General features: G+C 41.2%; 14 protein-coding genes. 11 read left to right on the top strand and 3 right to left on the bottom strand.

Translation table 11 applies throughout. From position 1 onward, the window contains the following. Nucleotides 1–130 precede the first annotated feature (130 nt). The 3 genes from flgN to flgA all read right to left on the bottom strand — a co-directional run bounded on the left by flgN (nt 131) and on the right by flgA (nt 1,819). Nucleotides 131–556 (bottom strand): flagellar export chaperone FlgN, encoded by a 426-nt coding sequence (gene flgN / locus F0226_RS21345; RefSeq protein WP_171737520.1) that lies wholly within the window; start codon nt 554–556, stop codon nt 131–133. A 28-nt stretch (nt 557–584) separates the two neighbouring features. Beyond that, nucleotides 585–902: a flagellar biosynthesis anti-sigma factor FlgM gene (gene flgM, locus F0226_RS21340; RefSeq protein ID WP_171737519.1), complete on the bottom strand. Its 318-nt coding sequence runs from the start codon at nt 900–902 to the stop codon at nt 585–587. Between the two features lie 170 nt (nt 903–1,072). Then, nucleotides 1,073–1,819, bottom strand: coding sequence for a flagellar basal body P-ring formation chaperone FlgA (flgA, locus tag F0226_RS21335; RefSeq protein WP_171737518.1), 747 nt, complete (start codon nt 1,817–1,819; stop codon nt 1,073–1,075). A gap of 77 nt (nt 1,820–1,896) precedes the next feature. On the opposite strand from flgA, the gene F0226_RS21330 reads away from it, so the two are divergent. The 11 genes from F0226_RS21330 (at nt 1,897) to flgJ (ending at nt 11,556) form a co-directional block, all read left to right on the top strand. Further along, a complete protein-coding gene (locus tag F0226_RS21330; RefSeq protein ID WP_171737517.1) occupies nt 1,897–2,823 on the top strand; it encodes a chemotaxis protein CheV in 927 nt (308 codons plus the stop codon). 11 nt (nt 2,824–2,834) lie between these two features. Beyond that, nucleotides 2,835–3,662: a protein-glutamate O-methyltransferase gene (locus F0226_RS21325; RefSeq protein WP_171737516.1), complete on the top strand. Its 828-nt coding sequence runs from the start codon at nt 2,835–2,837 to the stop codon at nt 3,660–3,662. A gap of 280 nt (nt 3,663–3,942) precedes the next feature. Continuing rightward, nucleotides 3,943–4,338, top strand: coding sequence for a flagellar basal body rod protein FlgB (gene flgB, locus F0226_RS21320; protein WP_137374811.1), 396 nt, complete (start codon nt 3,943–3,945; stop codon nt 4,336–4,338). A 4-nt stretch (nt 4,339–4,342) separates the two neighbouring features. Beyond that, complete coding sequence (gene flgC / locus F0226_RS21315; RefSeq protein WP_137374810.1) at nt 4,343–4,759, top strand: flagellar basal body rod protein FlgC; 417 nt, start codon at nt 4,343–4,345, stop codon at nt 4,757–4,759. Between the two features lie 17 nt (nt 4,760–4,776). Beyond that, nucleotides 4,777–5,484: a flagellar hook assembly protein FlgD gene (flgD, locus tag F0226_RS21310; protein ID WP_137374809.1), complete on the top strand. Its 708-nt coding sequence runs from the start codon at nt 4,777–4,779 to the stop codon at nt 5,482–5,484. A 48-nt stretch (nt 5,485–5,532) separates the two neighbouring features. Further along, the gene (flgE, locus tag F0226_RS21305) at nt 5,533–6,843 is read left to right on the top strand and encodes a flagellar hook protein FlgE (protein WP_171737515.1); all 1,311 of its coding nucleotides are present in this window, start codon (nt 5,533–5,535) and stop codon (nt 6,841–6,843) included. Nucleotides 6,844–7,087: 244 nt separating this feature from the next. Continuing rightward, entirely contained in the window at nt 7,088–7,837 is a 750-nt protein-coding gene (flgF, locus tag F0226_RS21300; protein WP_137374807.1) for a flagellar basal-body rod protein FlgF, read from the top strand. A gap of 21 nt (nt 7,838–7,858) precedes the next feature. Then, the gene (flgG, locus tag F0226_RS21295) at nt 7,859–8,647 is read left to right on the top strand and encodes a flagellar basal-body rod protein FlgG (RefSeq protein WP_137374806.1); all 789 of its coding nucleotides are present in this window, start codon (nt 7,859–7,861) and stop codon (nt 8,645–8,647) included. Between the two features lie 41 nt (nt 8,648–8,688). Continuing rightward, nucleotides 8,689–9,465 carry a flagellar basal body L-ring protein FlgH gene (gene flgH / locus F0226_RS21290; protein WP_137374805.1) on the top strand — a complete coding sequence of 259 codons (777 nt, stop codon included), beginning with the start codon at nt 8,689–8,691 and terminating at the stop codon, nt 9,463–9,465. Nucleotides 9,466–9,536: 71 nt separating this feature from the next. After that, entirely contained in the window at nt 9,537–10,628 is a 1,092-nt protein-coding gene (locus F0226_RS21285; RefSeq protein WP_171737514.1) for a flagellar basal body P-ring protein FlgI, read from the top strand. A gap of 10 nt (nt 10,629–10,638) precedes the next feature. Continuing rightward, nucleotides 10,639–11,556 carry a flagellar assembly peptidoglycan hydrolase FlgJ gene (gene flgJ, locus F0226_RS21280; RefSeq protein WP_171737513.1) on the top strand — a complete coding sequence of 306 codons (918 nt, stop codon included), beginning with the start codon at nt 10,639–10,641 and terminating at the stop codon, nt 11,554–11,556. Nucleotides 11,557–11,708 lie beyond the last annotated feature (152 nt).

Raw genomic sequence — 11,708 nt, 5'->3', positions numbered from 1 at the left:
AAGATAAGAAGATAAGAAGATAAGAAGATAAGAAGATAAGAAGATAAGAAGATAAGAAGATAAGAAGATAAGAAGATAAGAAGATAAGAAGATAAGAAGATAAGTGAGTTTATATACTCTCTGAACGATATTAAGCTTTTAGGTTGGTACCTAGGGTAGATATGGTGCGGGTTTGACCTCCGGCATTGTAAGTCATCCCAATTTTACCTTGGCTTTGCTGCATTAAGTTACTCAGTTTATTAAAGCTAAGCTGAGCTCGATTCAGTGCTTCACCATTGGTTAAATTTGCTTGTTGGCAGTCGTGTACTATGTATTGTATCTTCGATACAAGTTCAGTGAGTTCAGGCTTTTCTCGTAATTCATTAACATTACTGTGAGAGGCAATTCTTTGGTCGGTTTGATTGAGCTGGTTAATTAAAACCACTTTCTCTTTAGCTAAGCGTTCGATGTCACCAGATTTTCGGGCTGTGATCGCAACCTTCTCTAATTCTAAAAGTTCAGAAAGAGACTGTGCGCTTTGCAATTGAAAATTGATTAAATCGACTAATGCCGCCATAAATAAAACCTGCTTAAGCGATTAAAGCTTAAAGACCTTTTAGTTCACTCTCAATTTTCATCATGTTGTCAGCCAGTTTTTCTGGGTCGACAGTGTAAGATCCGTTTGCGATCGCTTCTTTTATTGCTGCTACTTTTGCTGTGTCAAAAGTAGGTTGAGAAGCCATATCTTGATGTAATTGACCAAGAGCTTTGCTTTGTTGACTCAGTGAAACCGCATCTTTTGTTGATGATTTAGAGCTGACTTCAGAACTCGGTGCTTGTGTATTAGAGTCAGAACGACCAGTTGAAGAACGATTAGTTGTCGTAAAAGTTTGCCCCGAACGTATGTTATCAATGCCTGCCATATCTATGCCTTTTCTACAATTATGTGAACCTGTACAGTCAATATCGACCTTAGGTGTGATTACTTTAGTAATTTTTTTGCTTCGTAATCAAAAAACGAACGTAATAGATATTCTTACTTACTCATGCAAATCATATTGTATGTAGGCAGGCTAAGCTTTTAGAAAAATGGTTAAAAATAAACCGTGACCTCTGAAATATCAGTTACAACACCTTCGATTATACGTTGTGATTTGTCATTTTTCACCCTGACTTGATCACCAGAGGAGCCATCAGTGAGGGCGGTACCTTTAGTTGTGATAACCATCCCACCTTTTACCGCTTGAATCACAACTTTTTCATTACGGCATACTACGCAAATATCACCTCTTTCAACGACATCTCCCGGTCTTAAGTTCTTTTTCACCTTAGCGCCAACCACTTGCTTGGCTTGAGTGAACCCTTGTCGTCGGAACTTATTGAGTTCAATCATAGTGATGGTCACATCATATTGACCTAAAAGCTCACCGCGAGATAAAGAACGTGTCGCTGTGACTAAAGGGACAGACATTGACATACGAACGGGTACATAGATACGCCATTCATCTGGGACACATTGCACTAACACTGTGATGCTGCTTCGCTTGTTGCTGTTGGTCGAAGCACTGGTTTCTAGAGGAACAGAGCAATCAGTCGCTTTAACTCGCGAATCTATATTGGCTGCTTTAATGACCAGTTCACCACCCATAGGCTGCTCAATTGTATTAGAAATATGGGTTTCAGCCGCAGTTTGGATCATTTCTATCTGTTCATATGTTGCAGCTTTAGTAAAAAAACTAAACAAAATTGCTAAAATGCCGATAGACTTAGCAAAAGTTTTATAGAAAGCTCTACACTTAGTTATAGAAAAAAGATGTAGATTTGAATTATAATACATCATTCTGTTTCTCTGATGGTTCGTAGCCTGTAGTAGACTAACACTTTTTATTATTAAAAGTTTGATATGGAGATGAGCTTATGTCGGGTATTCTTGATTCAGTGAATCAGCGTACGCAACTTGTCGGTCAAAACCGATTGGAATTATTAACCTTTCGCCTGATGGGGCGTCAGCGCTACGGCATCAACGTATTTAAAGTAAAAGAAGTACTACAGTGCCCTAAACTTACTTTAATGCCAAATCTGCACCACTTAGTAAAAGGGGTGGCTCATATCCGTGGGCAAACAGTATCGGTTATAGATTTAAGTTTAGCAGTTGGTGGTCGACCAACGACTGATATTGATAAATGCTTTGTCGTGATTGCAGAATTTAACCGAACTATACAAGCATTCTTAGTGAGTTCAGTTGATCGAATTGTTAATATGCACTGGGAAGCAATTCTTCCGCCGCCGGATGGTTCAGGTAAAGATCATTACCTCACTGCCGTGACAAATATCGATGATGAACTTGTTGAAATTCTAGATGTAGAAAAAATCCTTGCTGAAATATCTCCTGTAGATGAAACGATGGATGCTTCAATTGGTGAATCTATCGCTCAAGTTGAAACCGAAAAAGAAATTGTTCGTCGTATACTGATAGCTGATGACTCTACCGTGGCACGTAAGCAAGTTCAGCGCGCCATTGAATCAATTGGCTTCGAAGTGGTTTCGGCTAAAGATGGTAAAGAAGCTTACGAAAAACTGCTTGAAATGGCAGGTGAAGGCAGTATTTACGATCAAATTTCATTGGTGATTTCGGATATCGAAATGCCAGAAATGGACGGTTATACTTTAACTGCCGAAATTAGACGACACGCAGAACTTAAGAATTTGTATGTAATTTTACACTCTTCATTAAGTGGTGTATTTAACCAAGCAATGGTTGAGCGAGTAGGGGCAAACTCCTTTATCGCGAAATTCAACCCGGATGAGCTTGGTGCAGCGGTGAAAGCTGCTCTAACTAACTAAAAGAGACATTAATGACTGCTATAACAATAAGTGATCAAGAATATCGCGATTTCAGCCGTTTTTTAGAATCTCAATGTGGCATTGTACTGGGCGACAGTAAGCAATACTTAGTGCGTAGTAGGCTCAGCCCATTAGTAACGAAGTTCAAGTTAGCTTCGTTATCTGATTTACTAAGAGATGTGGTTTCAGGCAGAAATCGTGAACTAAGAGTTGCGGCTGTAGATGCCATGACGACAAATGAGACACTTTGGTTCCGAGATACTTATCCGTTTGCAGTATTAGCAGATAAGCTTTTACCGGAAGTAGCGGCAAACAAACGCCCAATTAAAATCTGGTCGGCGGCAAGTTCTTCAGGTCAAGAACCATATTCTATGGCGATGACCATTTTAGAAACTCAATCTCGTAAGCCAGGAATGCTGTCTAACGTCTCAATAACGGCTACTGACATTTCAGCAAGTATGCTAGATATGTGTCGTGCTGGTGTTTATGACAACTTAGCGCTTGGACGTGGTCTTTCACCTGAACGTCGTCGCACTTTCTTTGAAGATGCTGGCGATGGCCGAATGAAAGTGAAAGACAATGTAAAACGTATGGTTAACTTCCGCCCTCAAAATTTGATGGACAGCTACGCGTTACTTGGTAAGTTCGATATCATTTTTTGTCGTAACGTTTTGATTTATTTCTCACCTGATATGAAATCAAAAGTGTTAAACCAAATGGCAAACAGCTTAAACCCTGGTGGTTATCTATTGCTTGGTGCGTCAGAGTCTTTAACTGGCTTGACCGATCGTTTTGAGATGGTTCGTTGTAACCCTGGCATTATCTACAAATTAAAGTAGCTCTAATTAAATAGCTATTACCAATTAAGTAGCCCTTCTGCCATACAGAATTATTAAAACCCAGCCTAGTGCTGGGTTTTCTTTTTCCTGAAGAACAGATATCTTTAAGCAAGAGTGACATTCCAAAGATCTCTAATTATGGCGTATTTATTGCTAACTCCTAAAGCAATGAAAGTGCGTTTAAATGGTATAAATTATATAAAACCACTTAGCATTTTAAAGTTGGTATATATATTGCTTTAATTATTTTATGAAAGTCAGTTCTTGAGTTGAGGTTTACATGGCTATTTCTTTTGACAATGCATTAGGTATTCACCAGCACACAGTTGGTGTACGTGAGCGAAACGCTGAGGTGCTTTCCACCAATATCGCGCAAGCAAACACACCTGGGTATAAAGCAAAAGGATTAGACTTTCAGAAATCATTGCAGGCGGCAAGTTCTGGGGCAAGCATTGGTCTTAGCCGAACAGATGGTCGGCATATTTCTGCCTCAACCACGGTGAATGGAGAAACGATGTATCGAACTCCTACTCAACCAGATACGGGAGATGGCAATACGGTGGACTTGGATTTGGAAAGAAACTTATTTATGCAAAACCAAATTCGACACCAAGCATCTCTAGACTTCCTAGGAAGTAAATTCAAGAACTTAACAAAAGCACTTAAAGGGGAGTAATTAGATGAGCTTATTTAATGTATTCAATGTAACTGGTTCTGCTATGAGCGCTGAATCTATTCGTCTAAATACCACCTCAAGTAACCTGGCAAATGCCGATAGTATCAGTAGCTCAGCAGAAGATACTTATAAAGCTCGTCACGCCGTATTCGGTGCCGAGTTAAGTCAGGCTCGTAATGCTGGTGGGCATACCGTTCCGGTAAAGGTAATGGGCATTGTAGAAAGTGATAAACCACTTAATGCAGAGTACAACCCTGACCACCCATTAGCGAACGACGAAGGTTACATCTACAAACCTAACGTTAACGTTATGGAAGAAATGGCTAATATGATTTCTGCATCTCGTGCGTACCAAACCAACGTACAAGTGGCAGACTCAAGTAAACAAATGCTGCTGCGTACGCTGCAGATGGGTCAATAAGGATAAGGAGGTAGCATATGGCTGGAATCAATAATGTTGGTCAAAGCGGCTTGTCCTATGTTGACCAACTAAAGAGTCTTCAAGATAACAAGAAGCCGGATGAAACAACAGGTAAGCAAGAACTCAAGCAAGAAGACTTCTTATCTTTGTTAACGAAGCAACTTGCTCAGCAAGACCCTTTCAAGCCGGTTGGAAACGACCAAATGATTGCGCAAATGGCTTCATTTGCGACCGTTGATGGCATTGAGAAAATGAATACACAGTTTGAAAGCTTGAATTCATCAATGACCTCTAACCAAGCACTTCAGGCTTCTTCTTTAGTCGGTCGAGATGTGCTGGTTCCTGGAGCGGCAGGTGTGAAAGCAGGCAACAGCGGAATGGCGGCAATGGTTAAACTTCCTCAAGCAATGGATAACCTTATGGTTAGAGTTGAAAACGAAGTTGGTCAATTAGTTCGTACATTGGATGTTGGTGCAAAACCTGCTGGTGACACTCGTGTTGAATGGGACGGAAAAGACGAAGACGGTAATCCATTGCCGGCGGGTAAATACAATGTGAAAGCGGCGGGTTTACTTGATGGTGAGAACACAGAATTCCCAGTTTCGACTTATGCGAACGTGAATAGTGTGCTTCTTGGTAAAGGTGATGGCAACGTACTACTCAATCTGGCTGGTTTCACTTCGCCAGTTCGACTTGCCGAAGTATTAGAAGTTGGCAAAGCGTAGTTGCTCTTTATAGAGCAATTAAGCTAGCTAGATTAGGAGAATATTGGAATGTCATATGTATCTTTAAGCGGTTTATCCGCAGCTCAATTAGATTTGAACACAACGAGTAACAACATTGCGAATGCAAACACCTTTGGCTTTAAAGAGTCTCGTGCTGAATTTGGTGATGTGTACTCAAGTTCTTTGTTTACGAATGGTAAAACCACTCCAGGTGGCGGTGCTCAAGCGGCAAAAGTTGCTCAGCAGTTCCACGAAGGTTCAAGCGTTTACACGAATAACCCAATGGATTTACGTGTAAGTGGTACTGGTTTCTTCGCTGTTTCTAAAGACAAAATGATCCCTGAGATTAATGAATTAACCCGTAATGGTGCATTCCATTTAAATAAAGACAACTTCATGGTTACGTCTAACGATGAGTTCCTTTTAGGTTACGATGTTGATCCTGATAGCGGTGAAGTTCTTTCTTATGCGCCAAAGCCGTTAGACATTCCAGCTGAATTTGGTAAACCAAAGCAGACAGAAAACATCGAAGTAGGCGTAAACCTTCCTGCAAATGGTGATTTGAAAGATCCTGCTGCATTCGATTTTGAAGATCCGGATACTTATAACCGTGCAACATCTTCAACTGTTTATGACTCGATGGGTCAGTCGTACAAATTAACGACATACTACCTAAAAGATCAAACACAGCCGAATACGTGGCAAACGTACTACACCATGACTGATGACGCAGGTGAAAAGCCGCTAAATATCAATGCTGGTGATGCGGCAAATGCAACCGGTCACGTTGGTCACACCATGAAGTTTAATAATGATGGTACATTGGCGAGCTTGAATAACGGTCAACCGATTACCTCTGTTGCTCTTGGTGACCCTACAAATCCAACACCTGTAGACCTAAATGGTGCCGATCCAACGCAAGTATTACAGCTTGGTTTGGACTCTTCAACTCAGTTTGCCGCTCCTTTTGAGCTGACAAAGTTTGATGAAGACGGTGCAACAACAGGTTTCCTTACCAAGATCGATTTTGATGAATACGGCACAGTACTAGGTACGTATTCAAATGGTGAGAATGTAATGCTAGGGCGTGTAGGCTTGGTTCGTGTACCTAATGAACAGGGTCTAGACAAGAAAGGTGGTACTCAGTGGGATTCTACCAATTACTCAGGCGATAAAATCTGGGGTGAGTCGAACAAAGGTTCATTTGGTGGCATCAACAATGGTTCACTTGAGCAATCGAACATCGATATGACTCAAGAGTTGGTCGATCTAATTTCTGCTCAACGTAACTTCCAAGCGAACTCCCGTTCTCTAGAAGTACATAACCAGCTACAGCAAAATATCCTTCAGATCCGATAATTAGTTTTGCTCTGAATAGAAATAATACCCAATTCATACATGTGACTTGGGTATTATTGTTGTGTATATATTTGCCGTTTGAATTGCCACTCTACCTTTGCCGCAGGCAATATCTTTTCATTACCGATTAATATCGGTTATCAATTCTCCTTCATATTTTATTAATTACTTGATAAATAAGTAAATTTAATGTTGGCACGCCAATTGCTTTAATTGATCCAGATGTGATTTTTTGGAGCAAATTATGGATCGTGCACTGTTTCTTGCCATGAGCGGCGCTAAGCAAAATATGCAAGCTTTGCAGCTACGCGCAAACAACCTTGCTAACGTGAGCACTACGGGTTTCCGTGCTGATTTAGCACAAGCTCGTTCAATGCAAGCGTATGGTGAAGGTTTACCTACTCGCGTATTCAGCATGACAGAACGCCCAGGCCATAATTTTTCTCAAGGAAGCGTAGTAACAACCGGTCGTGATCTTGACGTTACGATTGAAGGTGACGGCTGGATTTCTGTTATGGATAAAACAGGTCGTGAAGGCTTAACTCGTAATGGTAATTTAAAGATTGACCAAAACGGTATGCTATCAAATGGCAGTGGTCATCTAATCCTTGGCGATAACGGCGCTCCAATTACTCTTCCTATTCCACTTAGTAAAATTGAGATTGGCTCTGACGGTACAATTTCTGTGATTCCTCAAGGCGCTCCAGCAGAAGAACTCGCAGTGGTTGATCGTATTAAGTTAGTCCGCCCAGATAATCAAACACTATTTAAAGACACGAATGGTCTATTTCGTTCGAAAAACCCAGATCAGGCATACGAAGCAGACGCCGCAGTAAAAATACTTACCGGCGCTGTAGAAGGCAGTAACGTAAATGCCGTTGGTGAAATGACCAGCCTTATTGACTTACAACGTCAATTTGAAATGCAGGTCAAAATGATGAGCACAGCAGAAGAAATGGACAAGTCGTCTGATTCACTGCTTCGTATGAGCTAATAGACTTTTAAGGGGATTGCTATGCATCCAGCATTATGGGTAAGTAAAACAGGTTTAGATGCCCAACAAACCAATATCTCAACCATTTCAAATAACTTGGCTAACGCATCAACAATTGGCTTTAAAAAAAGCCGCCCAGTATTTGAAGATTTGTTTTATCAGAATATAAACCAGCCTGGTGGTCAGTCTTCACAAAATACTGAGCTTCCAAGTGGTTTGATGCTAGGTGCTGGTGCAAAAGTTGTGGCAACACAAAAAGTACATACACATGGTAATGCACAAACAACGACGAATAGCCTAGATATGATGATCGAAGGTGACGGTTTTTTCCAAATCGAAATGCCAGATGGGGAAACCGGTTACAGCCGTAATGGTCAATTTACGTTAGATGGCGACGGCGCAATCGTAACTTCCGGTCAGGGCTACCGTTTGCAACCAGAAATCGTCATTCCTGATGATGCAATCTCAGTCACAGTTGGTAACGACGGTGAAGTATCAGTGAGAATGCGTGGTGAGCAAAATAACGTTGTGGTTGGTCAGATTACGATTACAGATTTTGTGAACCCAGGCGGTCTTGAGCCTATTGGACAAAACCTATATTTACCAACTGGCGCAAGTGGTGACCCACAAGAAGGCGTACCGGGTTTTGACGGTTTAGGTAATGTTCGTCAGTCGATGTTAGAAACATCTAACGTAAACGTAACCGAGGAGCTTGTTAATATGATTGAAGCTCAGCGCGTTTATGAAATGAACTCTAAAGTGATCTCGTCCGTCGATAAGATGATGAGTTTTGTTAACCAACAGCTTTAAGTTTAATCCGCTTACTTAATTGTTATTGTGAGAGTATCAACATGAAACGTATTCTTTTATTAGCTTTAATTGCTTCGATGTCAGGCTGTAGCATGCTTGAGCCGATAGAAACGCCAGCCGAAGAAAACGCGACGACGATAGTCGATGCGGTCGAAGGTGATAAGTCGAGTGAAGAGAGTTCAGGTATTGTTGATACTTTGCGTGGGCGTACTGACCCTATTGCTGGTGACCCTGCTTGGGCGCCTATTCATCCAAAAGAAAAGCCAGAGCATTACGCGGCGGCTACCGGGTCTTTATTTAATGTAAATCATATTGGCAGCATGTATGACGACTCAAAACCGCATGGTATTGGTGACATTATTACAGTGGCATTAGATGAAAATACCCGTGCGACCAAAAAAGCCAATGCTGATATGTCTAAATCAAATGATTCGTCCATGGAACCTTTAGCGGTTGGTGGTCAAGAGTTGACGATAGACAAATACAATTTCTCATATGATCTAAGCAATACCAACACGTTTGCTGGTGATGCATCGGCTAATCAAAGTAACAGTATTAGTGGTTATATCACGGTAGAAGTTATTGAAGTTTTGGCGAATGGTAACTTAGTCGTACGTGGTGAAAAATGGATGACTTTAAACACTGGTGATGAATATATTCGTCTAAGTGGCACGATTCGACCTGATGATATTGCTTTCGATAATACCATCGCTTCTAACCGAGTATCGAACGCAAGAATTCAATATTCGGGCACTGGTGTACAACAAGATATGCAAGAGCCTGGATTCTTGGCACGATTCTTTAATGTAGCTTTATAGCAACTCGGTAAATGTTGAACTTTTAGCATTTACTTTGAAATACACGAACACTTCAAAGACAGGTTACTACTATGAAAAAGCTAACATTAATACTACTGAGCATGATTTTCCTTGCTACCAGTGTGCATGCCGCTCGCATCAAAGATGTGGCAAAAGTGGCAGGTGTTCGTAGTAACCAATTAGTTGGCTATGGTCTAGTGACTGGTCTTCCTGGTACCGGTGAGACAACTCCCTTTACCGATCAAACATTTAACGCGATGCTGCAAAACTTTGGCATTCAATTGCCACCTGGCACTAAGCCAAAAACAAAGAACGTTGCTGCGGTGATAGTTACTGCTGAACTTCCTGCTTTTTCTAAGCAAGGTCAACAAGTTGATGTAACCGTCTCTTCTATTGGTTCTGCAAAAAGTTTGCGTGGCGGTACTCTTTTACAAACGTTCCTAAAAGGTTTGGATGGGCAAGTTTATGCCATCGCTCAAGGTAACCTTGTGGTAAGCGGCTTTAGTGCAGAAGGTAATGACGGTTCTAAAATTGTAGGGAATAACCCAAATGTGGGTATTATTTCTAGTGGCGCGATGGTTGAGCAAGAAATACCAACGCCATTTGGCCGTGGTGACTACATTACTTTTAACTTAATCGAATCAGATTTTACGACCGCTCAACGTTTAGCTGATGCAGTTAATAATTTCCTAGGTCCTCAAATGGCATCAGCAGTGGACGCGACTTCTGTTCGTATTCGTGCTCCGCGTGAAATTAGCCAACGAGTTGCTTTCTTATCTGCTGTTGAGAATGTGGAATTTGACCCAGCAGAAGGAGCGGCAAAAATTATTGTTAACTCTCGAACTGGCACCATTGTCGTTGGGAAAAATGTTCGCCTGAGATCGGCAGCGGTTACACACGGTGGTATGACGGTCGCGATTAAAGAGAATCTTAATGTGAGCCAACCTAATGCTTTTGCTGGTGGGCAAACGGCAGTGGTTCCTGATACCGATATTGAGGTAACAGAAGGCGACGGAAAGATGTTTAAATTTGAACCTGGTTTAACGCTTGATGATCTTGTTCGAGCAGTAAACGAGGTTGGTGCAGCTCCTTCTGACTTAATGGCGATACTTCAAGCACTGAAACAAGCAGGTGCGATTGAAGGCCAGCTGATCGTTATCTAGGGGCGATGACATGATTAAGAATAATAATGACATCGGATTTATTCATGATATTGGCAGCCTAGACCGGTTACGTCAGCAGGCTGTTAATGGTGAAGAGGGCGGTGAAGAAGCTGCATTGCAAGCTGCGGCTAAGCAATTTGAATCTATCTTTACTTCAATGCTTTTTAAATCAATGCGTGATGCAAACTCCAGCTTTAAATCTGACATGTTAAGCAGTGAAAACGAAAATTTTTACCGCCAAATGTTGGATGACCAAATGTCGAGTGAACTAAGTGCTTCTGGCTCTTTAGGCTTAGCCGATATGATTGTCGCTCAGCTGAGTTCAGGGCAAGCCGGTGATAGTACTGAAGCAAAAGTTCGCACAGATGGTTTCGACCCTGCTTTAGAAAGACCGAAGTTTTCTGCTCGCTCTGATACTTCAACTTCAGTCTCTGATGTTGCTAGAGTGAATAAGTCACAACCGGCATCTTTTGATTCTCCAGAATCGTTTGTGACTTCAATGAAACCTTATGCTGAAAAAGCAGCTCAAGCTTTAGGTGTTGACTCATCATTGCTATTAGCTCAAGCGGCGCTTGAAACGGGTTGGGGCTCTAAGATGGTGAAAAACTCTTTGGGTAACAGTAATAACCTGTTTAATATCAAAGCAGATCGTAGTTGGAAAGGTGAAAAGGTTGCCACTCAAACTCTAGAGTTTCATGGTAAAACACCGGTAAAAGAGTCAGCTTCTTTCCGTTCATATTCTTCGTTCGAAGACAGCTTTAACGACTATGTGAAATTCTTGAATGAAAATCCAAGGTATGAAACGGCTCTACAACATAAAGGTGATTCCACTTCCTTTATTAATGGTATTCATCAGGCAGGTTACGCAACCGACCCTAATTATGCTGATAAAGTCTTACGTGTGAAAGCTAAGATTGACCAAATGTAATAAATGATAAAAAAAGAGCTGACTACCGGAAGCTCTTTTTTTCTTTCTGCTTAATATTCCTATTTCATATCTTTTATCCACATCATATCTCTTATCTATTCATATACTTACCTTTTAATATCTTGATTAAAATCTGTCTCTTATACACATCT

Origin of the sequence: Vibrio sp. 99-70-13A1 (assembly GCF_013114625.1) — a bacterium.
Classification (GTDB): Bacteria; Pseudomonadota; Gammaproteobacteria; order Enterobacterales; family Vibrionaceae; genus Vibrio.
The sequence above is the reverse complement of the archived record's forward strand: the minus strand, read 5'-3'. Positions and strand labels throughout refer to the sequence as shown.

Excerpts from the sequence above, each read along its gene's own strand:
- flgG (WP_137374806.1), top strand. The coding sequence starts at position 7,859 with ATGCATCCAGCATTATGGGTAAGTAAAACAGGTTTAGATGCCCAACAA.
- flgM (WP_171737519.1), bottom strand. The coding sequence starts at position 902 with ATGGCAGGCATTGATAACATACGTTCGGGGCAAACTTTTACGACAACT.
- flgA (WP_171737518.1), bottom strand. The coding sequence starts at position 1,819 with ATGATGTATTATAATTCAAATCTACATCTTTTTTCTATAACTAAGTGT.
- F0226_RS21325 (WP_171737516.1), top strand. The coding sequence starts at position 2,835 with ATGACTGCTATAACAATAAGTGATCAAGAATATCGCGATTTCAGCCGT.
- flgC (WP_137374810.1), top strand. The coding sequence starts at position 4,343 with ATGAGCTTATTTAATGTATTCAATGTAACTGGTTCTGCTATGAGCGCT.
- flgD (WP_137374809.1), top strand. The coding sequence starts at position 4,777 with ATGGCTGGAATCAATAATGTTGGTCAAAGCGGCTTGTCCTATGTTGAC.
- flgJ (WP_171737513.1), top strand. The coding sequence starts at position 10,639 with ATGATTAAGAATAATAATGACATCGGATTTATTCATGATATTGGCAGC.
- flgN (WP_171737520.1), bottom strand. The coding sequence starts at position 556 with ATGGCGGCATTAGTCGATTTAATCAATTTTCAATTGCAAAGCGCACAG.
- flgH (WP_137374805.1), top strand. The coding sequence starts at position 8,689 with ATGAAACGTATTCTTTTATTAGCTTTAATTGCTTCGATGTCAGGCTGT.
- flgB (WP_137374811.1), top strand. The coding sequence starts at position 3,943 with ATGGCTATTTCTTTTGACAATGCATTAGGTATTCACCAGCACACAGTT.
- flgF (WP_137374807.1), top strand. The coding sequence starts at position 7,088 with ATGGATCGTGCACTGTTTCTTGCCATGAGCGGCGCTAAGCAAAATATG.
- F0226_RS21285 (WP_171737514.1), top strand. The coding sequence starts at position 9,537 with ATGAAAAAGCTAACATTAATACTACTGAGCATGATTTTCCTTGCTACC.
- F0226_RS21330 (WP_171737517.1), top strand. The coding sequence starts at position 1,897 with ATGTCGGGTATTCTTGATTCAGTGAATCAGCGTACGCAACTTGTCGGT.
- flgE (WP_171737515.1), top strand. The coding sequence starts at position 5,533 with ATGTCATATGTATCTTTAAGCGGTTTATCCGCAGCTCAATTAGATTTG.